Below are 26,141 nucleotides of genomic sequence, written 5' to 3' on the forward strand. Positions count from 1 at the left end.
TTCGGCAGCCTAGGGTCAACGCGCGTAGCACGACAGGTGTTTGCCGGTTACGAGCTGATTGCCATCAGCCGCGGCGGGCCCGGCGCGGGCCCGCCGCCGTACCCTCTTGTCCATGACCAGCGATGCCGTGCCCACCGCCCCCGACCGCCAGATCGAGACGCTCACCGCCCTCACCCCCGACCAGGCGGAAGCCGTCCTGGAGATCCTCTCGGACGCCGCCCGCACCGACGGGCAGCAGGCGGTGTCGGAGCAGGGCAGGCTGCAGCTGCGCGGCGGCCCCAGGGAGGGCGTGCGCCACTTCCTGCTGACCGTCGACGGCAAGCTGATCGGGTACGGCCAGCTGGAGGACACCGACCCGATCGAGGCGCCGGCCGCCGAGCTCGTCGTGCACCCCGCGCACCGCGGGCACGGACACGGGCGGGCGCTCGGCTCGGCACTGCTCGGCGCGTCCGGCAAGCGGCTGCGGGTCTGGGCGCACGGCGGCCACTCGGCGGCCCGGCACCTCGCGCAGGTCCTCGGCCTGACCCTGTTCCGCGAACTGCGCCAGATGCGGCGCCCGTTGGCCGAGGGCCCCGCGCTCGCCGAGCCGGTGCTGCCCGCGGGCGTCGTCATCCGTACCTTCGTGCCCGGCGAGGACGACGCGGCCTGGCTCGCGGTGAACGCGGCGGCGTTCGCCCACCACCCCGAGCAGGGCTCGCTGACCCAGCGCGACCTGGACGACCGCAAGGCCGAGCCGTGGTTCGACCCGGCCGGCTTCTTCCTCGCCGTGCGGGAGGGCGACGGCGAGGTCATCGGCTTCCACTGGACCAAGGTCCACGCCGAGGAACAGCTCGGCGAGGTGTACGTCGTCGGGGTCGCGCCGGGCAACCAGGGCGGCGGCCTCGGCAAGGCGCTCACGGCGGTGGGACTGCGGCATCTGGAGAGGTCGGGTCTGCCGACGGCGATGCTCTACGTGGACGCCGACAACAAGCCCGCGGTCACGGTCTACGAGCGCCTCGGCTTCGTCACGCACGAGACGGACCTGATGTACCGCACGGAGTCGTAGCAGGTCGTAGAGGTTTCAGCCGCGCGGACCCAGGTCCGCGGGCACCCGAGGGGCAGTCGTCGCTTGACACTGCCCCTCTCTTGCACCACCCTTTCACTACTTGATTAGTGAAAGGGTGGTGTTGAGGAACGTGGTCGAGTACCGGATCGACCGGCGCAGCGGCGTCGCCACCTACCTCCAGATCGTCCAGCAGACCCAGCAGGCCCTGCGCCTCGGCCTGCTGGAGCCCGGCGACAAGCTGCCCACGGCCCGCGAGGTCGTCGAAGCCACCGCGATCAACCCGAACACCGTGCTCAAGGCGTACCGCGAACTGGAGCGCGAGGGCCTGGTCGAGGCCCGCCGAGGTCTCGGCACCTTCGTCCGCAGGACGCTCGGCGCGGCCCCGGCCGACTCACCGCTGCGGGCCGAACTCGCCGACTGGGCCCGGCGGGCCCGCACCGCGGGCCTCGACCGCGAGGACACGGCCGCCCTGTTCGGCGCCGTACTGGACGAAACCTTCCCGAAGGGGGATCAGTGAGTTCCACCAGCACCACTGCGGCCGTCGCCATCGAGGCGGCAGGGCTCGACAAGCGCTACGGCCGCCATGACCGGGCCGCGCTCGACCAGTGCTCCTTCCGCCTGCCCGCCGGGCGGATCAGCGCCCTGGTCGGGCCCAACGGAGCGGGAAAGTCCACCCTCCTCGCGATCGCCGCCGGGCTCCTGCGCCCCACCTCCGGACACGTCACCGTTCTCGGCGCCGCCCCCGGCGAGCGCCGCGACCGCGTCGCGTACCTCTCGCAGGACAAGCCGCTGTACCCGCAGCTCTCCGTCGCGGACACCCTGCGCATGGGCGCCGAGCTGAACCGGGGCCGCTGGGACGCCTCGTACGCCGACAGGATCGTCGAACAGGGCGACCTCGACCCCGCGGCCCGGGTCCGCTCGCTCTCCGGCGGACAGCGCACCCGCGTCGCGCTCGCCCTCGCGCTCGGCAAGCGCCCCCAGCTGATGCTCCTCGACGAGCCGATGGCGGACCTCGACCCGCTGGCCCGCCACGAGCTGATGGGCACACTGATGGCGGACGCCGCCGAGCACGGCACCACCGTCCTGATGTCGTCGCACATCGTCGCCGAACTGACCGACGCCTGCGACCACTTGCTGCTCCTGGGCGCCGGCCGCATCCGGCTCGGCGGCGGCATCGACGACCTGACGGCCGCCCACAGCCTGGTCACCGGGCGCGGCACGGCCGCCGACCTCGCCCCGCACACCGTGGTCGAGTCCCGCCCCGCCGGCCGGGGACTGACCGCCCTGATCCGCCGCGACGGACCGCTCGACAGCGCCTGGGAGGCACAGGAGCCGTCCATGGAGGAGCTGATCCTCGCCCATCTGCGCAACCCCGGTGCCCCGGCGCTGATCACCCCCGGCACGAGCGCGTCCGCCGTGGCGGTGACGGCATGACCTCCACGACCCCGACGCTCGGGCGTCCCGCCCAGAGCCCCGCCCGGCGCACCCTGCCCGGCCCCGACGGCCTCGTCTGGACCGTGCTGCGCCTGCACCGCACGGCGCTGTGGGTGTGGATCGCGTACGTCGCCGTCACCGCGGGCCTGCTCCTGTGGCTGTGGGGGCCCGGCTCGTCGAGCGCGCGGCAGGCGTTCGACCGGTTCGGCTACGGCGGCGCGCAGAACGTGGCGTGGAAGGGCCTGGACGGAGCGTTCTTCCTGCCGTTCGACGGTCCCACCTTCACCCTGAGCTTCGACTCCCTCTTCTACGACCCGCTGACCCTCAGCCGTATCGCGGCCTGCGTGATCGCCGTCTTCGCGGCCGGTCCGCTGATCGCGCGTGAACTGGAGACGGGAACCGCCCGGCTGGCGTGGACCCAGTCCGCGTCGCCCGCCCGCTGGCTGGCGTTCAAACTCCTGGTGCCCGCGGTGCTGATCACGGCCGGCACGGCTCTGGTCGTCGCCCTGTACGAAGAGGTGTGGGAGGCCCGTGGCCATCTGCTGGTCGCGGGGATCGGACCGCGCGACTTCTACTTCTCCGTGGGCCCCGCGACCGTCGCGAACGCCCTGTTCGGTCTGGCTCTCGGTGTGCTCGCCGCGCTGGTGCTGCGCCGCGCCCTGCCCGCGATGGCGTGCGCCGGGATCGTGCAGTACCTGGTCGGCTCGGTGCGTGGCAACTCCTGGCCGTTCCAGGGGGCCTACCAGCAGCCCGTGATCCCCGTGCACAGCAAGGCCGTCACGTCCGCGGGCGTCGAGGTCCGCGACCCCGGCTGCGGACTGGACGCGAAATGCCTCGACCGGCACGACGTCTTCGGCTTCAGCCGCCACTACCTCCCCTCTCCCGACTACTGGCCCCGCCAGCTCACGGAGACGGGCATCCTGCTCGCCCTGACGGCGCTCGCCGTCGTCGGCGCGTTCCTCGTCCTGCGCAGCTACCAGCCGCGCACGCGCCGGCCGAAGAACACGGACCTGCCGAAGACGAAGAAGGAGACCGCAGCATGAGCACCGCCACCTTCTCCCCCTCGACCGGGCTGACCTGGACCGTGCTGCGGCTGCACCGGCTCGCCCTGGGCGTGTGGGTCGCGTACGTCGCGCTGACCGGGACGCTGCTGCTGTGGCTGTGGGGTCCGGGCAGCTCCGGATGGCACATCACCGGCAAGTGCGTCGCGGGCGTCATGAACGCCTGCACCGCCACGGGGCCGGGCGCCCTCACGTACACCAACCTGCTCGGGCTCAGCACGAGCCTGATCACGCTCGTGCCCGCGATCGCCGCCGCCTTCGCGGGCGGGACCCTCATCGGCCGCGAGCTGGAGCGCGGCACGGCCGCCCTCGCCTGGACGCAGTCCGTCTCCCCGGCCCGCTGGCTGGCGGCGAAGCTAGCCGCGCCCGCCGCGTTCCTCGTCGTGGGCACCGGCCTCCTCGTGGCGCTGCGCCGCCTGGTCGCCTCGAGGGCGAGCGATCTCCCCGACAACCAGTGGTTCACCGACGGCGTCTACGGCTCCCTGGGCCCGACCGCCGTCGCGCTCCCGCTCCTCGGCCTGGCCCTCGGCGCGCTGGTGGCTTTCGTCGCCCGGCGCGTGATCGCGTCGATCTGCGTCTCGCTCGCCCTCACCGGCATCGTGGTCACAGCGCTCGGCGCGCTCCGCGGCCGCTTCTGGACCACCTCCACCGTCACGGGCGACGTCCACCAGGGCTACCGGGGCTTCACCGGCCTCCTCCTCGACGAGGGAGCGGTCACCGCGAGCGGCGCCCGCGTCGCCGACCCCCTGTGCCGCGCCGACACGAGCTGCCTGACCCGGCACGACGTCACGGGCTTCTACCGCGAGTTCCAGCCGGCCTCCCACTTCTGGCCGCTGCAGCTCGTCGAGACCGGCATCCTCCTCGGCCTGACGGCGCTCGCGGTGACGGCGGTCTTCGCCCTCCTGCGCAGGAACCGGCGGATCTAGGGCCGTCGTCCGGATCAGGCCGGGCGGATCCGGCCGACGCCGGGCGCCGGGGCGTCCCGTGGTCGCCCCGGGGACGCCCCGCCATGCCCCGCACGTCATGTCGCCGTAACCAACCATTCAGACGGGCTTGCCACCCTCACAGAATGCAGCCCGCCGCGCCCGACCCCGCCGGGGCCCCGGCGGAGCACTCCCCGAACGGGAGACTCCGCCTCACGCCCGCGCTCTCCGACGCGCCCATCGTGGTCCGGGCGCGGAAGAATGGGTCCATGAGCCAGCAGAACGCCCAGGACCAGGCCTCCGACCGGCAAGCGCAGCCGTCCGTCGGCTCGATAGCCGCGCACCGCCCGCACACGGTCGCGGGCGGTGACTTCGAAGCCGAGCTCCCCGAGCTCACGGCCGACATCGACGCCGACCCCGACGAGTTCGAGGACTACAGTGCCGAGCTGCCCCAGGGCCGCTTCCTCGACCGGGAGCGCAGCTGGCTCGCGTTCAACGAACGCGTACTCGAACTGGCCGAGGACCCGGACACCCCGCTCCTGGAACGGGCGAACTTCCTGGCGATCTTCGCGTCCAACCTGGACGAGTTCTTCATGGTCCGCGTGGCCGGCCTCAAGCGCCGTATCGCGACGGGCGTCGCCACCCGTTCGGCCTCAGGGCTCCAGCCCCGCGAAGTCCTCGAACTGATCTGGAACCGCTCGCGCGAACTCATGGCGCGGCACGCCGCCTGCTACCAGGAGGACATCGCCCCGGCGCTCGCCGACGAGGGCATCCACGTGGTGCGCTGGGAGGAGCTCACCGACAAGGAGCAGTCCCGGCTCTTCACCCTGTTCAAGCAGCAGATCTTCCCGGTGCTCACGCCGCTGGCCGTGGACCCCGCGCACCCCTTCCCCTACATCTCCGGCCTCTCCCTGAACCTCGCCGTCGTCGTGCGCAACCCGGTCTCCGGGCACCGTCACTTCGCGCGCGTCAAGGTGCCGCCGCTGCTCTCCCGCTTCCTGGAGGCCTCGCCGCAGCGCTACGTCCCCATCGAGGACGTCATCTCGGCGCCCAAGCACCTGGGCGAGCTGTTCCCCGGCATGGAGGTCCTGGAGCACCACATGTTCCGGCTGACCCGGAACGAGGACCTGGAGGTCGAGGAGGACGACGCGGAGAACCTCCTCAAGGCGCTGGAGAAGGAGCTCATGCGGCGCCGCTTCGGACCGCCGGTGCGGCTCGAGGTCGAGGAGACCATCGACCGGTACGTCCTCGACCTCCTCGTGCGCGAGCTGAAGATCAGCGAGTCCGAGGTGTACCCGCTGCCGGGTCCCCTGGACCTCACGGGCCTCTTCGGCATCTCCGGCCTCGACCGGCCCGAGCTGAAGTACCCCAAGTTCATCGCGGGCACCCACCGCGACCTGGCCGAGGTCGAGTCCGCGTCCGCGCCCGACATCTTCGCCGCCCTGCGCGAGCGCGACGTACTGCTCCACCACCCCTACGACTCGTTCTCCACGTCCGTGCAGGCGTTCCTGGAGCAGGCCGCCTCCGACCCGGACGTCCTCGCCATCAAGCAGACGCTGTACCGGACCTCGGGCGACTCGCCGATCGTCGACGCGCTGATAGACGCCGCGGAGTCCGGCAAGCAGGTCCTCGTCCTCGTCGAGATCAAGGCCCGCTTCGACGAACAGGCCAACATCAAGTGGGCGCGCAAGCTGGAGGAGGCCGGCTGCCATGTCGTGTACGGCCTCGTCGGCCTGAAGACGCACTGCAAGCTGTCGCTCGTCGTGCGCCAGGAGGGCGACACGCTGCGCCGCTACAGCCACGTCGGCACGGGCAACTACCACCCGAAGACGGCCCGCCTCTACGAGGACCTGGGCCTGCTCACCGCGGACTCGCAGGTGGGCGCCGACCTCTCCGACCTCTTCAACCGGCTGTCGGGCTACTCACGCCGCGAGACGTACCGCCGTCTCCTCGTCGCCCCCAAGTCCCTGCGCGACGGCCTCATCTCGAGGATCAACAACGAGGTCCAGCACCACCGCGCCGGCCGCCCCGCCTACGTCCGCTTCAAGGTCAACTCGATGGTCGACGAGGCCGTCATCGACGCGATGTACCGGGCGGCGCAGGCCGGCGTGCCCGTCGATGTGTGGGTCCGCGGGATCTGCGCCGTGCGACCCGGCGTCGCGGGCCTGTCGGAGAACATCCGCGTACGGTCCGTGCTCGGCCGCTTCCTGGAGCACTCCCGGGTCTTCGCCTTCGGCAACGGCGGCGAGCCCGAGGTCTGGTTCGGCAGCGCGGACATGATGCACCGCAACCTCGACCGCCGCATCGAGGCCCTGGTCCGGGTCTCCGACCCGGCTCACCGCGGCGCCCTGAACCGGCTCCTGGAGACGGGGATGTCCGACACCACCGCCTCCTGGCACCTGGGACCGGACGGCAACTGGGTCCGGCACGCCAAGGACGCGGAGGGCCGGCCCCTGCGGAACGTACAGGAGATGCTCATAGACGCCCGGAGGCGCCGGCGTGGCAAAGCAACACCTTGAGACATCGGGAGCGGAGGGTTCCGCGGGCGAGGTCGTCGCGGCCTATCTGCGTGAGCAGGCCACGGAGTTCCTGCGCTCCCTGCGGCAGCACCGCGAGAGCGGTGGCTCCGCGCCCGGGGGAACCGCCGAGGAGGCGGCCGGAGCGGCGCGCGCCCTGCGCCGCTCCGCCCGCCGCGTGAGCGGCACCCTGCACACGTTCCGCCCCCTGCTCGACCCCGAGTGGTCCGACGCGCTGCGCCCCGAACTGGCGTGGCTCTCCGGCACGCTCGCGCAGGAACACGCGTACGCGGGCCGCCTGGAGCGGCTGCTGTCCGCGCTGCACCGACTCTCCGGCGCCCACGCGGTACCGGCCCAGACCCCCGCGGCTCCCCCCGGACGGGTGGGCACGGCCCAGCTGTCGCGGACCGAGAACACGGCGTCGGGGAACCTGACCGTGGGCGCGGCGAAGGCGGGCGCCCTGCTGGAGCGCCAGCTCACCCTCGCCCGGACCCGAGCCCACTCCACGGCGCTGCAGGCGCTCGGCTCGTCACGCTTTCACGCGGTCGCGGACAGCGTCGCCGTACTGGCCAGCGAGGTCCCGCTGCGCGCCACCACGGCCGACCTCGACGCGCTGGCCACCTCCGCGGAGTCCCGTCTCGCGGAGGCGGTCTCGGCACTCCCCCTCCACCGGGCGGGCCACCCCTACAACGCGGAGGCCCTCGTCCAGGGCCTCACCGCCGACACGGCGCCTCCGTCCCAGGACGCCCCCTGGCACCACGTACGCCTCCTGCTGCGGCTGCACCGCTATGCCCAGGAGGTCGTGCCGTGCCGGCCCGGCACCGGCGGCGGGCCGGCCGACGCGGAGACCGAGGCGGCCGGCGCGCTGGACCGGCACCGGGACGCCGCCGAGGCCGCGGCCGCCGCCGCCCACGCGGCCCGCACCCCGCGCATCGCCCCGGCGACGGCCTACGCGCTCGGCGTCCTGCACGCCGACCAGCGCCACGAAGTGGAAGCGGCCCGTTTCGCGTTCCAGCGGGCCTGGCTGAAGGAGACGGTCCCCACCACATGAGCAGCGGCCACAACGACGTCATCCGCGCCGCCGGCTGTGTCCTGTGGCGCCGCTCCCCGTACGACGACGTTCCCCGAGCTCTCGACTTCGATCGAGCAGCGGAGGACCCCATCGAGATCTGCCTCGTGCACCGGCCCAAGTACGACGACTGGTCGCACCCCAAGGGCAAGCTGAAGCGCGGCGAGGAAGCGCTCGCGGGGGCGCTGCGCGAGGTCGAGGAGGAGACCGGCTTCCGGTGCGCTCCCGGTGCCCGTCTCCCCACCACCCGCTATGTCGCGGGCGGGCGCCCCAAGCGCGTCGACTACTGGGCCGCCGAGGCCACGGACGGCGGGTTCACGCCGAATCGCGAGGTCGACCGCGTCGCCTGGCTCTCCCCGACCGCCGCCCGCCACCGTCTGACCCAGCCCCGCGACAAGACGCTCGTCGACGCGCTGCTGAGCGCCCTCCACCTGGCATAGTCGCAGCGCGTACCCGTGTCGTCACAAAACGTCACACAGTACCTCACCGCACCGACCGCCGAGGTTCACCCCCCGTTCACTCATGCCCATCGGTCGCTTCACCTGTCCTGCCTAATTTCGGCCTTACACGGTGCGAGTCGCCCACACGGGCGAACACCGCGCCGCCTACCTGGAAACAGACTTCGCACGCCGTCCCGGATCACCGACCGGCGGCTCCTGGAAGGAACATCCGAAAGTGAAGCTTCAGCGCAAGAACCGGCTCCGCGCCCTCTCCCTCGGCGCCATCGCCGTCTCCGGCGCCCTGGCCCTCACGGCGTGCGGCTCGGACGACACGAGTGCCAACGGCGGTGCGAGCAGCGGCCCGTCGGCCAAGGCCGGCAGCATCAAGTGCGACGACGCCAAGGGCCAGCTGCTCGCCAACGGTTCCTCCGCGCAGGCCAACGCCATCCAGGCCTGGGTCAAGGCCTACACCGCCGAGTGCAAGGGTGTGCAGATCAACTACAAGCCCGAGGGTTCGGGCGCCGGTGTCACGGCGTTCACCCAGGGCCAGGTCGCCTTCGCCGGCTCGGACTCCGCGCTGAAGCCCGAAGAGGTCGCCGCCTCCAAGAAGGTCTGCTCCGGCGGCCAGGGCATCGACCTCCCGATGGTCGGCGGCCCGATCGCGGTCGGTTACAACGTCCCGGGTGTCGACAACCTGGTCCTGGACGCCAAGACCCTCGCCCAGATCTTCGACGGCAAGATCAGCACCTGGGACGACGAGGCCATCGCCAAGCTGAACCCCAAGGCGAAGCTGCCCAAGACCAAGATCCAGGCGTTCCACCGCTCGGACGAGTCCGGCACCACCGACAACTTCACCAAGTACCTCAAGGCCGCCTCCCCGGCGGACTGGAAGTACTCGGGCGGCAAGGCCTGGCAGGCCAAGGGCGGCCAGTCCGCGCAGGGCTCCTCCGGCCTCGCCCAGCAGGTCAAGCAGACCGCCGGCGCGATCTCCTACTTCGAGCTCTCCTACGCCAAGGACGGCATCAAGACGGTCGACCTCGACACGGGCGCCTCCGCGCCGGTCAAGGCCACCGTCGAGAACGCCACCAAGGCGATCTCCGAGGCCAAGACCGTGGGCACCGGCAAGGACCTCGCCCTCGAGCTGAACTACGCGACGAAGGCCGACGGCGCCTACCCGATCACCCTCGTCACCTACGAGATCGTCTGCGACAAGGGCAACAAGGCCGACACCTTCCCGGCCACCAAGTCCTTCCTCACCTACATCGCGAGCCAGGACGGCCAGGACTCCCTGGCGGCCCTCGGCTACGCGCCGATCCCCTCCGAGATCAACACCAAGGTCCGCGACACCATCGCGAGCCTGAGCTGACCCAGCGTGCGGCCCGCCCCTCACCGGGGGCGGGCCGCACCGTCCGGTGCACCGCCGCCTGGAGCCGCCCGACCGCGGCTCCGCAGACCGGAGAACCCCATGGATATATCCACGAAGACGACTGCTCCACCCGCCCCCGCCGACCCGCCCGCGCCCGCGCTGCAGACGCGCGCGTCCCGCGGCGCCACCCGCCCCGGTGACCGGATCTTCCTAGGTCTCTCGCGCGGCTCCGGCATCCTGCTTCTGGTGATCATGGCCGCCATCGCGGCCTTCCTCACCTACCGCGCCTCGATGGTGCTGTCCAAGAACGACGGCAACTTCCTCACGACCTTCGAGTGGAACGCCAACGCGACCCCGCCGGTCTTCGGCATCGCGGTCCTCGCCTTCGGCACGATCGTCTCCTCGGTCATCGCCATGGCGATCGCCGTCCCGGTCGCCGTCGGCATCGCGCTGTTCATCACGCACTACGCGCCGAAGAAGCTCGGCGGCACGATCGCGTACGTCGTCGACCTGCTCGCCGCCGTACCGTCCATCGTGTACGGCCTGTGGGGCGCCCTCTTCCTGGTGCCGCACCTCACCGGCCTCTACAGCTGGCTCGACGACTACTTCGGCTGGACCGGCATCTTCGAGTGGCAGGGCGGCGCCCCGCGCACCCTCCTCGCCGTCGGCATCCTGCTCGCGATCATGATCCTCCCGATCATCACGAACGTCAGCCGTGAGGTCTTCCGGCAGGCGCCCCTGATGCACCAGGAGGCCGCACTCGCGCTCGGCGCCACCCGCTGGGAGGTCATCCGCATGTCGGTGATCCCCTTCGGCCGCTCCGGCGTCATCTCCGCCTCGATGCTCGGCCTCGGCCGCGCGCTCGGCGAGACCATGGCCGTCGCGACGGTCCTCTCCCCCAGCTTCGAGATCAACGCCAGCCTGCTCGACCCGGGCGGCGGCACCTTCGCGCAGAACATCGCCGCGAAGTTCAGCGAGGCCACCGAGCAGGGCCGTGACGCGCTCATCGCCTCCGGTCTGGTCCTGTTCATCATCACGCTGGTCGTGAACGGCGCGGCCCGCGCGATCATCGCCCGCCGCAAGGAGTACTCGGGGGCCAACGCATGAGCAACGCAACGATCACCCCGCCGGCCCCCGGCACCGACTCCCTCAGCGCCGCGCGCCTGCCGCGCTGGTCCCCGTACGCCATCGCCGCCGGCGCCGTCGCGATCGGCTGCGCGATCGGCCTGGGCGCCGGACTCGACAGCCAGATCCAGTGGGGTCTGATCGCCGCGGTCCTGTTCGTGCTCGGCACGTTCGGCATCGCCACCGTCGTCGAGGGCAAGCGCCAGGCCAAGGACCGCGTCGCGACCAGCGTCGTCTGGGTCGCGTTCGTCCTCGCCGTGATCCCGCTGGTCTCCCTGATCTGGGAGACCGTCTCGCGCGGCGTGAAGGTCCTCGACGGCTTCTTCCTGACCCACTCGATGGGCGTCGTCACCGACTACGAGCCGGGCGGCGGCATCTACCACGCCATCATCGGCACCCTGGAGCAGGTCGGCCTCGCCACCCTGATCTCCGTGCCGATCGGCCTGCTCACCGCGATCTACCTGGTCGAATACGGCCGGGGCAAGCTCGCGAAGGCGGTGACCTTCTTCGTCGACGTCATGACGGGCATCCCGTCGATCGTCGCGGGCCTGTTCATCCTGAGCTTCTGGATCCTGATCCTCGGCTTCAGCTACTCCGGCTTCGCCGGGTCGATGGCCCTTTCCATCCTGATGATCCCGGTCGTCGTCCGCTCCACCGAGGAAATGCTCAAGCTCGTCCCGAACGAGCTGCGCGAGGCCTCCCTCGCGCTCGGCGTACCGAAGTGGCGCACGATCCTCAAGGTCGTCCTGCCGACGTCGATCGGCGGCATCACGACCGGTGTGATGCTGGCCATCGCGCGTATCGCCGGTGAGACCGCGCCCGTCCTGCTGCTGGTCTGGGGCAACCCGCTCATCAACACGGACCCGTTCCAGGGGCCCCAGTCCTCGCTGCCGCTGTACATCTACCAGCAGTACCAGAACAGCGGCGGCAGCCCGGCGGCGTACGACCGCGCGTGGGCGGCGGCTCTCGTCCTCATCGCCTTCATCATGATCCTCAACCTGGTGGCCCGCGGCATCGCCCGCTGGAAGGCACCAAAGACGGGCCGCTGACGCGGCCATCCTCAGCGACCTTCAGCACTTCCCTTCCGAAAGCAGTGATCCCCATGGCCAAGCGAATCGACGTATCGGGCCTGACCGCGTACTACGGCTCCCACAAGGCGATCGAGGACATCTCGATGACCGTGGAGCCCCGCTCCGTGACGGCCTTCATCGGCCCGTCCGGCTGCGGCAAGTCCACCTTCCTGCGCACCCTGAACCGCATGCACGAGGTCACCCCCGGGGGCCGCGTCGAGGGCAAGGTGCTCCTGGACGACGAGGACCTCTACGGCACCCACGTCGACCCGGTCGCCGTGCGCCGCACGGTCGGCATGGTGTTCCAGCGTCCGAACCCGTTCCCCACCATGTCGATCTTCGACAACGTGGCGGCGGGCCTGCGCCTGAACGGCTCGTACAAGAAGAGCGAGCTCGGCGACATCGTCGAGAAGTCCCTCAAGGGCGCCAACCTCTGGAACGAGGTCAAGGACCGCCTCAACAAGCCCGGCTCCGGCCTCTCCGGCGGCCAGCAGCAGCGTCTGTGCATCGCCCGCGCCATCGCGGTCGAGCCCCAGGTCCTCCTCATGGACGAGCCCTGCTCGGCCCTCGACCCGATCTCGACCCTCGCCATCGAGGACCTGATCGGCGAGCTCAAGGAGCGCTTCACGATCGTCATCGTGACGCACAACATGCAGCAGGCGGCCCGTGTCTCGGACCGCACGGCGTTCTTCAACCTGTCCGCGGTCGGTCAGCCCGGCAAGCTCGTCGAGATCGACGAGACCGAGCGGATCTTCTCCAACCCGTCGGTCCAGGCCACCGAGGACTACATCTCGGGCCGCTTCGGCTAGACACCACCTGCTCCTTGCGGTGCTGCATGGCGGTGCCACCGCAAGGCAAAGGGCCCGCCCCCTGGCTCCCGGGGGGCGGGCCCTCTTTTACGTGTTCCGTGCGCCTGCTAGCCGAAGGCCAGGTTCACGACCCAGAAGCTCCCCGCCGCGACCAGCGCGGCGGCCGGCATGGTGATGAACCAGCCGAGGACGATGTTCTTGGCGACACCCCAGCGGACCGCGTTCACGCGCTTGGTCGCGCCCACGCCCATGATCGCCGACGTGATGACGTGCGTCGTCGAGATCGGCGCGTGGAACAGGAACGCCGAGCCGAACATGATCGACGCACCGGTCGTCTCGGCCGCGAAACCCTGCGGCGGGTCCAGCTCGATGATCTTGCGCCCGAGGGTCCGCATGATGCGCCAGCCGCCCGCGTACGTACCGAGGGACAGCATCAGCGCGCAGACGAGCTTGACCCAGACCGGGATCGGGTCGCTGTAGGTCTCGTGCCCGGAGATGACGAGGGCCATCACCACGATGCCCATCGTCTTCTGTGCGTCCTGCAGACCGTGACCGAGCGCCATGCCGGCCGCCGACACCGTCTGCGCGATACGGAAGCCGCGCTTGGCCTTGTGCGGGTTGGACCGCCGGAACAGCCACAGGATCGCGCACATGACGAGGTAGCCGACGATCAGACCGATCACCGGCGAGGTGAGCATCGGGATGACGATCTTGTCGAGCACGCCGGACCAGTAGACGGCCGTACCACCGGCGAGTGCCGCGCCGACCATGCCGCCGAACAGCGCGTGCGACGACGAGGACGGCAGTCCGAAGTACCAGGTGACGAGGTTCCAGATGATCGCGCCGACGAGCGCCGCGAACAGGATGCCCATCCCCCTGTCGCCTTCCGGCGTGGCGATGATCCCCTCACTCACCGTCTTGGCGACGCCGCTGCCCATGAAGGCACCGGCGAGGTTCATCACCGCGGCCATGGCGAGCGCCGCCCGAGGCGTCAGCGCCCGCGTGGAGACCGACGTGGCGATCGCGTTCGCCGAGTCGTGGAAGCCGTTCGTATATGTGAATCCGAGCGCGACGCCAATCGTCACGATCAGTGCGAAGGTGTCCATGAGAAGGCCTCAGGACTCCTTGACGGCGATGGTCTCCACCGTGTTCGCCACGTGCTCGAAGGCATCCGCCGCCTCTTCGAGCACATCCACGATCTGCTTGAGCTTCAGCACCTCTATGGCGTCGTACTTGCCGTTGAAGAGCTGCGCGAGCAGCTTGCGGTGGATCTGGTCGGCCTGGTTCTCGAGGCGGTTGACCTCGATCCAGTACTCGGTGAGGTTGTCCATGGTCCGCAGGTTCGGCATGGCCTCGGCGGTCAGCTCGGCCGCACGCGCCAGAACCTCGATCTGCTGCTCGACACCCTTGGGCAGCTCTTCGACCTGGTAGAGGACGACGAGGTCGACGGCCTCCTCCATGAAGTCCATGATGTCGTCGAGGGACGACGCGAGGTTGTAGATGTCCTCGCGGTCGAAGGGCGTGATGAACGAGGAGTTCAGCTGGTGGAAAATCGCGTGGGTGGCGTCGTCACCGGCGTGTTCCGCTGCCCGCATCCGCTCCGCGATCTCGGCCCGGGCGGAGGAATCCGCCCCGAGCAGTTCCATCAGGAGTTTCGAGCCCGTGACGATGTTGTCCGCGGATGCGGCAAACATGTCGTAGAAGCTCGTCTCCCTGGGGGTCAGACGAAAGCGCACGTGGGGTCCTCGGGGTGCTTTGGATTCGGTCAGGCTGATGCTAGGCGCATCATCCGGCCACGGCTAACCGGCAATACCCCAGTGTCGCCCATCAGGCAGTGTGATGAGCACAGGGTCCCGCGAACCCGTCGGACCCCCTCGAAATTCGGTACCATATACCCACTAGGGGTATACAACGGGAGGACGCGATGACCACGGAAGCGACCGAGATCGTGACCGACCACGACGGCGAGAACGTGACGGACCACGACCGTGGAATCCACGGCTACCACCACCAGAAGGCCGAGCACCTCAAGCGCCTGCGCCGCATCGAGGGCCAGATCCGGGGCCTGCAGCGCATGGTCGACGAGGACGTCTACTGCATCGACATACTCACGCAGGTCTCCGCTTCCACCAAGGCCCTGCAGTCCTTCGCGCTCCAGCTCCTCGAGGAGCACCTGCGCCACTGCGTCGCCGACGCGGCGGTCAAGGGCGGCGACGAGATCGACGCGAAGGTCGAGGAGGCGACGAAGGCGATCGCGCGGATGCTGCGCACCTGAGACGCCCGGGCCGCGCACCGCGCGCCCTGCCCCTGTGAGATACACGACCCGGAGGCCGGGGCGCGCCGGACAGCCGGCCGCGCCCCTCACGGGTTCAGGACTCCCCGGGGTCCACGTCCCGGGGCCACCGCTCCTCGGCGACCCTCAGCACCTCGTCGATACGGTCCGCACTGAGCCGGTCCTCATCCGCGGCCGACGCCGCGATGATCAATTCACCGCACAGCTCGATCTCGGCGAGGGCGACGTGGTCATGAACCGCCGTGCCGCCCACCGGAGCCACGCACATCACCTCTTCCAGCCGTAAGCCGTAGCCGTAACCGACTTCCTAGAGTAGGGAGCGCCCTACGCGCTGCGCATGGCACGGACGGACCATTTCCGGACGGCTAATTCTCGGCGATCTCCCCGGCGAAAATGTCCTTTGTGTCGGGAAGATCGACATTCGCCGAAATTCCGAAGCCGTCGAGAAGAGTGGTGGACGCCACATCGACGACCTCCCTCTTCCCGCCCTTCCCCTTCACCGCAGCCGTCACCTTCGTATTCACGAAGCTGAACCGGTGGCACACCTTCCTGATCCGGCCCTCGTCGTCGAGGTACACGTCGAACGGCACCTGGTCCTTGGCGAACCCTTTCGCCGCGGCCTCCAGCGCCGGCCGGCCGGCCGGGGAAGCGGCACGGGCCGCGGCCGCCATGTCGACGGTCCCGCGGTAGTGCCGGACCTCCGTCCCGGCGAGCTCGCTCTCCCCCACGTACGTCACCTTGCGCGCGCCCCGCAGCAGTTCGGCGGCGGCCAGCGGATCCGTGGCCCCGCCCGTGACCAGGTTCCCGTCCGACATGGTGGCCGTGTCGACCCGCACCCACTTGTCGGCGGGCACCCCCGCGCCCCGGTTCTTCATGTACAGGGCGCCGGGCGCGAGGAGTTCGGTGATGGGCCGGTGCTCCTCGGCGCCGGCAGGATCCCGCGGAAGCACGACCTTCAACCGCCCCACGTGCGCCCGGTAGTCGTAGACGCCCTCGCCCCTGATCGTGACGCGGGTCCCGCCGCTCGCCATCTCCATGGACGTACGGGCCCTAGAACTGCCCTCCCTGACCAGGCGGTCGGCCGCGCCGTGCACGGCGGCGGCGGACTCGGCCGGGCTCTCGTTGTCCGCCTCGGCGGCGGCCGAACAGCCGGTGGCGAGGCCCATCAGTCCGACCGCCGCGGCCGCCGCGACCGCCCGTGCTGCGCGTTCGTGCTGCACCATCGCCTGTCTGCCCCCAAGCTCTGTCCGAGCGTCCGCGGCCCCTCTGTCGACCGGATAACGACGGTTGCCTGCACCCGTCACGCGTACCGTTGAGCCGTGGCACAAGAGCAGTCCGGACTCCCCGAGACCCACCGCACGACGACGGCCGAACAAGGCCGCTTCTGCCTGGCCCGCTGCACGTGCGGCTGGCGCGGCCCCTCCCGCAGAGCCCGCTCGAAGGCGAGAACCGACGCCGAGGAGCACACGGCCCGCCCCTGACCCCGACCTCCCCCGCGTGGAACCCCGCGCTTCCCGGAGACGTCTCGTATCCCGGGAAACAACGGGAGGCGTCCATGGATCGGCGTACGTTCATCGCAGTCGGCGCGGCCACCGTCACGGCGGGCGCGGCCACGGCATGCAGCACCGGCGCGGCGGGAGCCGGCGGGCGGAGCACGCCCGGCGCGACGACCGGCACGCCCCTGCGCACCACCAGCGCGAGCGTCTCCGCCGCGGCGAACCTCACGGCACTCGCCAAGGACCTCGACGGCACCCTCGTCACCCCCGGCCAGGCCAAGTGGGCGGCCGCGCGCCAGCTCTACAACACCCGCTTCGACAGCCTGAAGCCGACCGCCGTCGCCTACGTCGCCCACCCCGACGACATCCGCACCACGCTCGCCTACGCGCGCGCCCACCACGTCCCCGTCTCGATCCGCAACGGCGGCCACTCGTACGCGGGCTGGTCGTCCGGCGACGGCCGCCTGATCCTCGACGTGTCCAAGCTCTCCGCGGTCCGGGCCTCCGGGAGCGAGGCCGTGGTGGGCGCGGGCGCCAAGCTCATCGACGTGTACCGCGCGCTCGCCGCGAAGGGCGTCACCGTCCCGGCCGGCTCCTGCCCCACCGTCGGCGTCTCCGGCCTCACCCTCGGCGGCGGCCACGGCGTCGTCTCCCGTGCCTACGGCCTGACCTGCGACAGTCTCACCCAGGCCACGCTGATCACGGCCGACGGCAAGCAGGTCGTCGCGAACAAGAGCGAGAACAAGGACCTGTTCTGGGCCCTGCGCGGCGCGGGCAACGGCAACTTCGGCGTGGTCACCGAGCTCCGCTTCCGCACGCACCCCGCCCCGCAGGCCGTCTCCGCGTACATGACCTGGCCGTGGTCGAAGGCCACGGCCGTCCTCAAGGCCTGGCAGGAATGGGGCCCCTCGCAGCCCGACGAGATCTGGTCGTCCTGCCACATAGCCAACGCGGTGGGTGGCCGGCCGACCATCTCGATCGCCGCGTTCTCCCTCGGCACGTACCGCGAGCTCCAGAACGCCGTCGACCGCCTCGCCGACGGCCCCGGCGGCCCCGGCCCCGCGTCGAACGTCTCCCTCAAGCGGCGCTCCTACGGGGAGTCGATGGAGGTGTACGCGGGCTGCTCGGCGTTCGCCGAGGACGCGATGTGCCATCTGCCGGGCACCACCCCGGGGCGCAGCACCCAGGGGGCGCTGGGGCGCGAGACGTACGCCGCCCGCTCGGACTTCTTCGACCGCTCGATCTCCTCGGCCGGCATCCGCGCCCTGTTCGCCAAGATGGAGAACGTCACCTCGGGCGCCGGCAGCATCGCGCTGACCGCGCTCGGCGGCGCGATCAACCGCGTCGACCCGACCGCCACCGCCTTCGTGCACCGGCGCTCCCGGATGCTCGCGCAGTACATCGTGTCCTGGCGGGCCGGAACGTCCGGCTCCACGGCCCGCGGCTGGCTCGATTCCACCCACACGGCGATGCGCCCGTACGCGTCGGGGGCGGCGTACCAGAACTACACGGACCCGACGCTGACGGACTGGCGCAAGGCGTACTACGGCGACGCGGCCGCGCGCCTGACGACGGTCAAGAAGCAGTACGACCCGAACCGCTTCTTCACGTTCCCGCAGGCACTCTGAGCCCTCACCCGACGCACCACACCGGCCCCGTAAGGGCGCCGGGAACGGCGCGGAAGCACACCCGTTCCAGCGGTAAGCCCACACATACGGCCCACCCGACACGCCCTCGACTGGCCCACAGCACGGCGCGGCGTTCCGCTGGAACCATGAACAAGCCCCGGATACCCCGCATAGCCGCCGTCTTCGCGATCGCCGCCGCCGCGTTCGCCCTCGGCGTCACGACCGCCGCCGTCACCGACGACGGCTCGGACCACCCCGCTGCGGGCTCCCTCGCGGTCACGTCCGGCGCCGTGGCGCTCGCCGGTGCCGCAGGCGGCACCGTCCTCCTGTGCCGACGTGCGGCAGAAGAGGCTAAGCGGCCAGGTCCCGCTCTTCCGACTCCCGAGGCTCAGGAACCTCCACCGTCTCCCGAGCCGGCGAAGCCGCGCTAGGCGACCACACCAGCCACCGCAGCCGCGACGTCCGGCCGACGGCGCGCGCCAGCGGGGTGAGCAGCGCGGACGCGAGCGGCGACAGGAGCAGCGCCACCGCCGTGCCGAGGGCGAATCCGCCGACGACGTCCGTCGGGTAGTGCACGCCCATGAAGACCCGGCAGAACCCTTCGACCACCGCGAGCCCCAGCCCGATGAGCCCGAACTTCCGGTGGGCGACGAAGAGGCCGGCGCCGATGGCCATGGCGAGCGTCGCGTGATCGCTGACGAAGGAGAAGTCCGTCTTGCCGCTGACCAGGACGTCGAGGCCGTCGTGGTCGGTGAAGGGTCTGGGCCGTTCGACGAAACCGCGGATCGGCACGTTCACCAGGACGGCGATCCCGGCGGCGAGCGGCGCCCACACGACGGAGGCGACGGACGAGGCGGCGTCGTCGAGCGAGTCCCGCTTCCGCACGCCCCACCAGCACCACAGCGTGAGCAGCACGAGCGCGAGCAGCAGCCCGTACTCACCGACGAACGCCATGGCGCTGTCGACCCAGCCGGGGGCGTCCTTCGCCAGGCCGTTGATGTCGTAGAGCAGACCGACGTCGGGGTTGGACCCGGAGGCCCCGAGTGCCGAGAGTCCAGCCAGTCCAGCCATCTCGCCGCGGCCCCTTCGTCTTGCTGCTCAGTGGGCGCACACGGTCGTGCGCCGCTCGTCCACCCCCGTGGTCATAGATCCGCGGTCCTCGTCGATCCGCGATCGGCTCAGGAAAAGGAACGCACGGTCCCCTCTCCTTCGTTCCACAATCCACCGAATGATCACGCAGACGTTATCGAAGAGAGACACGAAGCCGCAGCTCAGGGCAGGGCTCTGACGGAGAGTTCCGGCCACGTCACACTTCGGGGTTTCCGTCCGGGCTCGTACTCGGCACCGCTTTCGCACCATCTTCGGTCACCCGCGTCGCCCCGAAATAGTCGGGTGTGTCGACCGGATCGAACCGGATCACGGCACCCGGACGCGGCGCGTCGATCATGTAGCCGCCGCCCACATAGATCCCGACGTGCCGGATCGCACGGCTGTTGGTGAGGTCGTCCGAGAAGAAGACGAGATCCCCCGGCAGCAGCTCGTCCCGCTTGGGATGCGGCCCGGCGTTGTACTGGTCGTTCGCGACGCGCGGCAGATCGATCCCGACCTCCCGGTACGCGGCGAGCGTCAGCCCCGAGCAGTCGAACCGGCCGCCCTGATCGGCCGTCCCGTTCCCGCCCCACAGATACTCGGTCCCGAGCTTCTTCTGCGCGTAGTAGATGGCGCCCGCCGCCTGCTGCGACGGCTGCACCCGGCCGACCGGCCGCGCGAAGCTCTTCTCCAGGTTCGTGATCGTCTTCACGTAGTTCTGCGTCTCGCGGTACGGCGGCACACCCCCGTACTTGATGACGGCGTACGCGCCCGCGTTGTACGCGGCGAGCATGTTCTCGGTCTGGTTGCCCGGCGCGTCCTTCACGTACTTGGCGAGCGAGCAGTCGTACGAGGCCGCGGACGGAATGGCGTCCTTCGGATCCCAGATGTCCCGGTCCCCGTCCCCGTCCCCGTCGACCCCGTGCGCGGCCCAGGTCCCCGGGATGAACTGCGCTATCCCGAGCGCCTTCGCCGGGCTCTTCGCGTTCGGGTTGAACCCGCTCTCCTGATACAACTGCGCGGCGAGCAAAGCCGGATTGATCGCGGGGCAGAGATTCCCCCACTCCTGCACGATCGACTGGTACGCACTCGGCACGGCGCCCTTGGCGAGCCCCACGGCCCCCTTGCCGACCCCGCTCGCGAGACTGCCGGCGGCCATGAACGTACCGACGACGAGCAGCGTCACGAAACCGGTCCCCCCGGCGGCGAGCGCACCCCCGACGACCCACGCCTTACGCACCGTCAACCGCCCCTCGAAGCCCGGTAGTACGCCGGGCCTCAGTGTAGGTGGGCCGTGTTCTCACCGACCCTCATGACGAAGACGCACCCTCCGGATTGTCCGAATCACACACACCGGCGCGCACGAGGCCGCGCCAACACTTTCGCCGCTCCGCCTGCGCCGCTCTGCCTTCGGGGTTCGGGGTTCGGGGCTCGGGTTCGGGGCTCGGGTTCGGCGGGGGGCGGGTGCGGGTCACCGATCAAAAGCAGATGGGGTGGCTGAGGTGACAGGGTGGTTGCGGGCGGCCTCCGTACGCCGTCCTTTCGTCCGCGGCTCGGTGGGGGCTGACTTTCGTCGGCCGATGTTCGTACGGGGTTGGGGATGGCCAATTTCGCCCTTCAACCCCAATGGGCTCCGGCCCACCAAGGACAACAGACGAAAAGCAGGCAGCAACAGCAAGAAGAGCGCGCGGGGGCGGGCCGGTCGGTCGCGTGTCCCGCTCGCGGCATGTGAGGGGCCGCGCTCGCGGCAGACGCCGGGCCGTCGTGCGTCTCGCTCGCGGCTGCGGCCCGTCAGCGGGGACCCCCACGGTGGCCCAGATCTGCCACTCGCCCCTCTTCGGACTGCACGCCCTCCTCGCCCTCCGCGAATTCCCAGCTAGGGGAAGCGCCCTCGTCCCCGAGCTCAAATGACTGGCAGATTAGGGTCATTCCGCTCCAGCGCGCGCCGGTTCGGTCCAGTCCGCATCAGTTTCGGGAATTGCTCCCGTCCCGCCGACGAAGCAGTCAGCAGCCCACCCGCCCTCCCCTCCCCACCACCCCGTAGCTGCCGTCTTTGGCCTTTGGCTTTGCCTTGCCCTGCCTTGCCTTGTCTTGGTGGCCGGGGGCCATGGGTGGTCGGAGCGAATGAGGAACCCCCCTTCCCCGTACGAACATCAGGCGGCGAAAGTCAGCCCCCGCCTGGCCGCGGACGAAAGGACGGCGTACGGAGGCCGCCCGTGACCACCCACGGGCCCCAGCCACCCAATTCGCTTTTCATCGGTGGCCGCCGGGAAGGACGCCCACGCCCCACGACGAAGCGGGACTCTTCGTGCTGGGCTTACAGGCGGGCGAGTTCGACCCCTTCGCCGAGGGCCTCCGGCGCATCCGGTGACCGCCAGTGAGTGGCCAACGAATCGTGACCGTCCAGGTCACGGCACAGACCTGACGTTCATTGCCCGGAGTGACGCAGCGTGATACACAGAGTGACCATACGTTCCGTCGTATACGCAACCCTGTGAAGACGTTGGAACTCAGCCAAGGAATGGCGCCAAGTCGGCAGGCATCCGCGGCGATCTGGGCAAGAATGGGCCTGACCTCTGCGCTGCGGCGGGGGCGACAGAACTACCCACATGGGGCGGTGAGTTACACATGCTGCTGGCAGCCGGCAAGGGCAACATCGACACCATCATCGGCGGGATCGCCCCCGACTGGGGCCCATTCCAGAACCTGGGCAAGGAAGCACAGGTGATGGTCGAGGTCGTGATGGCGGTGGCGATCCTGCTGTGTCTGGGCATCGCCATCTGGGGCGCGGCCAAGCAACGGATCGGCGCGACGGCCCTGCGCGACACCTTCAGCGCCGAGCAGGGCAAGGGCCTCATCATCGCGGGCCTGACCGGCGTATTCATCATCGGCTCACTCGGCACGCTCTTCACCATCGTGTACGGCATGGCGATCTAGGCCCTGTTCCGCCCGCTCCGGTCTCACCTGCACTGAGGTTGCAACTCCCTGATGTCGAGTCACCACACCGCGCCCGCGCGGAAAGCAGCGCGGCTACCGTCGTACGCGGCGGTTCAGCACGAGCCTGAGGGGGCGTACGCGGGATGAGTCCGGGCGACGGCAACGACGACGACCTCTACGGCGGCACAGGCCAGACCCGCACGCGCCTGCCCGACGGAGGGCAGGGCGATGTGTACGGGGGCGCTGCGCGCAGACCTGCCCGCTCTTCGTCACGCAGTCTCATCACGGTGGTCGGAGTGGTGGTCCTCCTCGTCGCGGCGATCGCCTTCGCCAACCGAGGCGATTCCTCTTCGGACAGCGACGCGAAGAAGCCGGACACGTCTCCGACCGCCCCTACGGGGACGAAGCCGGTCGCGTCCGGGTTCGCCCATGACAAGCAGGGGGCGCAGAGCGCTGCCGCGAACTATGCGGTGGCTCTGGTTTCCGCCGACATCCTGAAGCCGGACCGCCGGACCGAGATCGTCAGCCAGCTCTTCGTTCGCGACAAGGTCGCCGGGCTGGAGGCCAAGTTCGACAAGGCGTACTCCTCCGACTTCCTCAGCCGTCTCGGACTGGACACGAACGGCAACGCTCCGGCAGGCCAGACGTACGTGTCGAGGACCGTCCCGGTCGGGACCAGGACCACGGCGTACGCGGACGGCACGGCGACCGCTGAGGTCTGGTGCACGGGTGCCTTCGGCACAGCTGGTGAGAGCACGAAGAACCCCGTCACGAACGACTGGTTCACGATGACTCTGAAGCTGCGCTGGACGGACGGCGACTGGAAGGTCGAGAGCTTCTCCCAGAAGGACGGACCGTCCCCTGTGAACGGCGACAACAAGATCTCGTCGGCCGACGAGATCGCCAAGGCCGTTGAGCAGTACGGAGGGTTCACCTATGCCCGGTAGTCGCCCTCTGCTGAAGCTCGCCGGCGCCGCAGCAGCCGTCCAGACCGCAGCCGTCCTGCTGGCGACCCGCGCCTACGCGGCGCCCGGCGACGACAAGTGCGACCTCATCGTCGGACCCGCCAAGCAGTACTGCGAACGCGGCAACGGAAAGTCCAGTGGGGGTGGTCCCGCCACACCCCCCGGCACCACCAACCCCCTGGACCCCCTCTCCTCCCTCGCCAAGGGCTGTGCCGACGCCGCGTCCTGGACCGTGGACATGCTCAGCAAGTCCATCAAGCAGAACGCCAACGTCGACTTCACCAACCCGAAGTTCCTTCAGCAGTACGCCATCGTGTTCGCGGCGTCGGCGATTCTCACGTTGCTGCTGTGGCTGCTCGCCGTGGCCAAGAGGGCCGTCCGGGGTGTCCCCCTCGGCACCGCCCTCTCCGAGGCCATCGGGTTCCTCTGGCTCACGGTCATCGCGTCCGCGTTCACGCCGCTGATCCTCTACACCGTCGTATCGGCGACGGACGGCGTGTCGGACGTGCTGGCCAAAGCCACCGGCGACCAGACCGACGCGTTCTTCGGGACGTTCTCCGGTGCGCTGAAGAAGGGTGACGACATAGGGGGCGGGCCGATCATGCTGATCGTCGTCTCGCTCGTGTCGATCCTCGCCGCGGGCGTGCTGTACCTGGAGCTGTATCTGCGGGCCGTCCTGCTGTACGTCGGCGCGCTGCTCGGGGTCGTCGTCTACGCGGGGCTCGTCGACAAGAACCTGTGGGGTCACGTCCGCCGCTGGGCCGGCGTGATGATCGCCGTGATCCTGGTGAAACCGGTGATCGTCATCGTGCTCGGGTTGGCCGGCGCGTTGTCCGGGTCAGAAGGGCCGGACTCGCTCGCCGCCGTCGTCTCCGGTCTCGCGATCGTGCTGCTCGCGATCTTCGCCAGCGGCATGATCTACCGCTTCGTACCCGGCTTCGGCGACGAGATCGCCAACGGCCGTAACAACCGCATCATGCGCGGCGCCGAGGGCAAGGCGGCCGCGGTCATCAGTTCGCCCGCCGCACTCGTCTCGCAGGGCATCAAGACGCACAGCGCCCGCGCGGACGGTGGCGGCGGCAGCGGTGGCGGCCAGTCCCAGGCCCGCCCCGCGAACCCCCTGTCGGGAGGCGTGGCCGCACACAGCACACGCCCCTCCTCCGGGGGCAGTGGCGGTGGCGGCGGACCTGTCCCCTCCGCCGCACCTCCGCCCCGTACGAGTCCCACGAGCACGCCGCACGCGAGCAGTACGCGCAGCGGCGGTAACACCGGCAACAGCAATCGGCAAGGAGGTGCAGGGCGTTGACGACCCAGTCCCATGTGTCCCCATCGGTCACGCCCCGCCGTACGTATCTGATCGGCCGTGCCCGGCCGAACGCCATCGTCGGCAAGAACCGCGAGACCGGCGAGATCGCCCTCATCATCGGGGGCGCTTTCCTGGGCATGATGTGCGGGCTCCTCGTCCCCGCCCTGTCCCTGCGCATCACGCTGCTCCTGGGCTTCCCGCTGATCGCGCTCGCGGCCGTCTACATCCCGTACAAGCACCGCACCTTCTACAAATGGTTCGAGATCAACCGCAGTTACAAGCGCCAGCTGAAGAGGGGTACGACGTACCGTTCGCGGGCCATGGACGCGGGCGTGCGGCTGGACGGGCGCGAGGTGGAGATCGGGCCGCCGCCCGGCATCGGCCGGCTGACGTGGCTGGCGGCGCCGTTCGGGCCGGACGAGATCGCCGTGCTGCTGCACGCCGACCGGCGGACGGTGACGGCCGCGATCGAGATCGAGGGGCCCGGCGTCGGGCTGCGGGACAGTGAGGACCAGGAGGCGCTGGTCGACCGGTTCGGGACGCTCCTGAAGCACGTCGCCAATGGGGACGGCTTCGTCACGCGGCTCCAGATGCTCGCCCGTACGCTCCCCGCCGATCCTGACGCGCACGCCAAGGACGTCGCCGTGCGCGGCGACGACCGTGCGCCGGGCTGGCTGCAGCAGTCGTACGACCAGCTCCAGTCGATGGTGTCGACGAGCAGCGAGCAGCACCGCGCCTACCTCGTGGCCTGCATGCACTACACCCGCGAGCTGGCCGCCGAGGCGCACGCCATGGCCCGCGCGGCCCGTCCCCACAGCGGCCGCAAGGTCGACCGGGACGCCGGGCTCGCGGTCGTCATGGCGCGCGAGCTGACCGACATCTGCTCGCGCCTTCAGGAGGCCGACATCCGGGTGCGGCAGCCGCTCGGGCAGGGGCGGCTCGCCTCGCTCGTGCACTCCATGTACGACCCGGACCATCCGATCGACCACATCCAGGCCATGACCAAGCGCAATGCCTGGCCGGCTGAACTCGACGCGATGGAGCCGACCTACCTCCAGGCCAAGACGCGCGAGTCGTCGACGCGCGCGCCCTGGTGCCACGCCACCGCCTGGGTGAAGGAGTGGCCGATGACGCCGGTCGGCGTGAACTTCCTGGCGCCGCTCCTCGTCCACACCCCCGACGTCATCCGCACCGTGGCCGTCACGATGGACCTGGAACCCACCGAGGTCGCCATCGAGCGGATGCTCACGGAGAAGACGAACGACGAGGCGGAGGCCAGCCGCGCCGCCAAGATGAACCGGACCGTGGACCCGCGTGATGTCGCCGCGAACACCCGTCTCGACCAGCGCGGCCAGGACCTCGCCAGCGGCGCGGCCGGGGTCAACCTCGTCGGTTACATCACCGTCTCCTCCCGCTCACCGGAGAGCCTCGCGCGCGACAAGCGCACGATCCGCGCCTCCGCCGGCAAGTCCTATCTGAAGCTGGAGTGGTGCGACCGCGAGCACCACAGGGCCTTCGTCAACACATTGCCGTTCGCGACCGGCATCCGACGGTAGAGGCAGGGCTCTG

Annotated in this window: 25 protein-coding genes; 19 read left to right on the plus strand and 6 right to left on the minus strand. The window is 70.2% G+C overall.

Annotated features, from left to right (window positions below):
* The first annotated feature begins 112 nt into the window (after positions 1-112).
* The 12 genes from mshD (at position 113) to pstB (ending at position 12,858) form a co-directional block, all read left to right on the plus strand.
* Positions 113-1,045 (plus strand): mycothiol synthase, encoded by a 933-nt coding sequence (gene mshD, locus ACFC96_RS08500; protein WP_376260700.1) that lies wholly within the window; start codon positions 113-115, stop codon positions 1,043-1,045.
* A 130-nt stretch (positions 1,046-1,175) separates the two neighbouring features.
* Positions 1,176-1,562: a GntR family transcriptional regulator gene (locus ACFC96_RS08505; protein WP_376260777.1), complete on the plus strand. Its 387-nt coding sequence runs from the start codon at positions 1,176-1,178 to the stop codon at positions 1,560-1,562.
* Positions 1,559-2,479, plus strand: a complete 921-nt coding sequence (locus ACFC96_RS08510; protein ID WP_376260702.1) for an ABC transporter ATP-binding protein — start codon at positions 1,559-1,561, stop codon at positions 2,477-2,479. The genes ACFC96_RS08505 and ACFC96_RS08510 overlap by 4 nt, the downstream gene beginning before the upstream one ends.
* Positions 2,476-3,522, plus strand: a complete 1,047-nt coding sequence (locus ACFC96_RS08515; RefSeq protein WP_376610929.1) for a hypothetical protein — start codon at positions 2,476-2,478, stop codon at positions 3,520-3,522. Before ACFC96_RS08510 ends, ACFC96_RS08515 begins: the two co-directional genes overlap by 4 nt.
* Positions 3,519-4,466, plus strand: a complete 948-nt coding sequence (locus ACFC96_RS08520; RefSeq protein WP_376610931.1) for an ABC transporter permease — start codon at positions 3,519-3,521, stop codon at positions 4,464-4,466. The genes ACFC96_RS08515 and ACFC96_RS08520 overlap by 4 nt, the downstream gene beginning before the upstream one ends.
* Before the next feature lie 143 nt (positions 4,467-4,609).
* Positions 4,610-6,982: an RNA degradosome polyphosphate kinase gene (locus tag ACFC96_RS08525; RefSeq protein WP_376260707.1), complete on the plus strand. Its 2,373-nt coding sequence runs from the start codon at positions 4,610-4,612 to the stop codon at positions 6,980-6,982.
* The gene (locus ACFC96_RS08530; RefSeq protein ID WP_376260709.1) at positions 6,963-8,030 is read left to right on the plus strand and encodes a CHAD domain-containing protein; all 1,068 of its coding nucleotides are present in this window, start codon (positions 6,963-6,965) and stop codon (positions 8,028-8,030) included. Before ACFC96_RS08525 ends, ACFC96_RS08530 begins: the two co-directional genes overlap by 20 nt.
* Positions 8,027-8,488 (plus strand): NUDIX hydrolase, encoded by a 462-nt coding sequence (locus tag ACFC96_RS08535; protein WP_376260711.1) that lies wholly within the window; start codon positions 8,027-8,029, stop codon positions 8,486-8,488. The genes ACFC96_RS08530 and ACFC96_RS08535 overlap by 4 nt, the downstream gene beginning before the upstream one ends.
* 235 nt (positions 8,489-8,723) lie before the next feature.
* Positions 8,724-9,854 carry a phosphate ABC transporter substrate-binding protein PstS gene (pstS, locus tag ACFC96_RS08540; protein ID WP_376260713.1) on the plus strand — a complete coding sequence of 377 codons (1,131 nt, stop codon included), beginning with the start codon at positions 8,724-8,726 and terminating at the stop codon, positions 9,852-9,854.
* Positions 9,855-9,953: 99 nt separating this feature from the next.
* Positions 9,954-10,961 carry a phosphate ABC transporter permease subunit PstC gene (gene pstC, locus ACFC96_RS08545; protein WP_376610933.1) on the plus strand — a complete coding sequence of 336 codons (1,008 nt, stop codon included), beginning with the start codon at positions 9,954-9,956 and terminating at the stop codon, positions 10,959-10,961.
* Positions 10,958-12,028, plus strand: coding sequence for a phosphate ABC transporter permease PstA (pstA, locus tag ACFC96_RS08550; RefSeq protein ID WP_376260717.1), 1,071 nt, complete (start codon positions 10,958-10,960; stop codon positions 12,026-12,028). Before pstC ends, pstA begins: the two co-directional genes overlap by 4 nt.
* 53 nt (positions 12,029-12,081) lie before the next feature.
* Positions 12,082-12,858 (plus strand): phosphate ABC transporter ATP-binding protein PstB, encoded by a 777-nt coding sequence (pstB, locus tag ACFC96_RS08555; protein ID WP_376260719.1) that lies wholly within the window; start codon positions 12,082-12,084, stop codon positions 12,856-12,858.
* A 107-nt stretch (positions 12,859-12,965) separates the two neighbouring features.
* On the opposite strand, the gene ACFC96_RS08560 is transcribed toward pstB, so the two are convergent.
* Complete coding sequence (locus ACFC96_RS08560) at positions 12,966-13,964, minus strand: anion permease (RefSeq protein WP_376260720.1); 999 nt, start codon at positions 13,962-13,964, stop codon at positions 12,966-12,968.
* A 9-nt stretch (positions 13,965-13,973) separates the two neighbouring features.
* Positions 13,974-14,594: a DUF47 domain-containing protein gene (locus ACFC96_RS08565; protein ID WP_376260722.1), complete on the minus strand. Its 621-nt coding sequence runs from the start codon at positions 14,592-14,594 to the stop codon at positions 13,974-13,976.
* 188 nt (positions 14,595-14,782) lie between these two features.
* Between ACFC96_RS08565 and ACFC96_RS08570 the strand changes: the two genes are divergently transcribed.
* Positions 14,783-15,133, plus strand: a complete 351-nt coding sequence (locus ACFC96_RS08570; RefSeq protein ID WP_266562661.1) for a metal-sensitive transcriptional regulator — start codon at positions 14,783-14,785, stop codon at positions 15,131-15,133.
* A 94-nt stretch (positions 15,134-15,227) separates the two neighbouring features.
* Here the strand turns inward: ACFC96_RS08570 and ACFC96_RS08575 are convergent, their stop codons facing one another.
* Positions 15,228-15,419, minus strand: a complete 192-nt coding sequence (locus ACFC96_RS08575; protein ID WP_376610935.1) for a hypothetical protein — start codon at positions 15,417-15,419, stop codon at positions 15,228-15,230.
* 97 nt (positions 15,420-15,516) lie between these two features.
* Entirely contained in the window at positions 15,517-16,374 is an 858-nt protein-coding gene (locus tag ACFC96_RS08580) for a hypothetical protein (protein ID WP_376610937.1), read from the minus strand.
* A gap of 96 nt (positions 16,375-16,470) precedes the next feature.
* Between ACFC96_RS08580 and ACFC96_RS08585 the strand changes: the two genes are divergently transcribed.
* On the plus strand, positions 16,471-16,632 hold the full coding sequence (locus ACFC96_RS08585; protein ID WP_376260728.1) for a hypothetical protein: 162 nt from the start codon (positions 16,471-16,473) through the stop codon (positions 16,630-16,632).
* A 74-nt stretch (positions 16,633-16,706) separates the two neighbouring features.
* Positions 16,707-18,275: an FAD-binding oxidoreductase gene (locus ACFC96_RS08590; protein ID WP_376610939.1), complete on the plus strand. Its 1,569-nt coding sequence runs from the start codon at positions 16,707-16,709 to the stop codon at positions 18,273-18,275.
* Positions 18,276-18,626: 351 nt separating this feature from the next.
* Here the strand turns inward: ACFC96_RS08590 and ACFC96_RS08595 are convergent, their stop codons facing one another.
* Both ACFC96_RS08595 and ACFC96_RS08600 read right to left on the minus strand, forming a co-directional pair.
* A complete protein-coding gene (locus tag ACFC96_RS08595; RefSeq protein WP_376610941.1) occupies positions 18,627-19,346 on the minus strand; it encodes a phosphatase PAP2 family protein in 720 nt (239 codons plus the stop codon).
* 235 nt (positions 19,347-19,581) lie between these two features.
* Positions 19,582-20,604, minus strand: coding sequence for an NlpC/P60 family protein (locus ACFC96_RS08600; RefSeq protein WP_376260734.1), 1,023 nt, complete (start codon positions 20,602-20,604; stop codon positions 19,582-19,584).
* 1,388 nt (positions 20,605-21,992) lie between these two features.
* On the opposite strand from ACFC96_RS08600, the gene ACFC96_RS08605 reads away from it, so the two are divergent.
* From ACFC96_RS08605 to ACFC96_RS08620, 4 genes are all read left to right on the plus strand, one after another.
* The gene (locus tag ACFC96_RS08605; RefSeq protein WP_116512240.1) at positions 21,993-22,301 is read left to right on the plus strand and encodes a hypothetical protein; all 309 of its coding nucleotides are present in this window, start codon (positions 21,993-21,995) and stop codon (positions 22,299-22,301) included.
* A gap of 143 nt (positions 22,302-22,444) precedes the next feature.
* Positions 22,445-23,248, plus strand: coding sequence for a hypothetical protein (locus ACFC96_RS08610; protein WP_376610943.1), 804 nt, complete (start codon positions 22,445-22,447; stop codon positions 23,246-23,248).
* Positions 23,238-24,572, plus strand: coding sequence for a hypothetical protein (locus ACFC96_RS08615; RefSeq protein ID WP_376610944.1), 1,335 nt, complete (start codon positions 23,238-23,240; stop codon positions 24,570-24,572). Before ACFC96_RS08610 ends, ACFC96_RS08615 begins: the two co-directional genes overlap by 11 nt.
* Positions 24,569-26,128, plus strand: coding sequence for an SCO6880 family protein (locus ACFC96_RS08620; RefSeq protein ID WP_376260740.1), 1,560 nt, complete (start codon positions 24,569-24,571; stop codon positions 26,126-26,128). The genes ACFC96_RS08615 and ACFC96_RS08620 overlap by 4 nt, the downstream gene beginning before the upstream one ends.
* The last annotated feature ends 13 nt before the right edge of the window (positions 26,129-26,141 follow it).

Source organism: Streptomyces sp. NPDC055955, from assembly GCF_042270245.1.
Classification (GTDB): Bacteria; Actinomycetota; Actinomycetes; order Streptomycetales; family Streptomycetaceae; genus Streptomyces.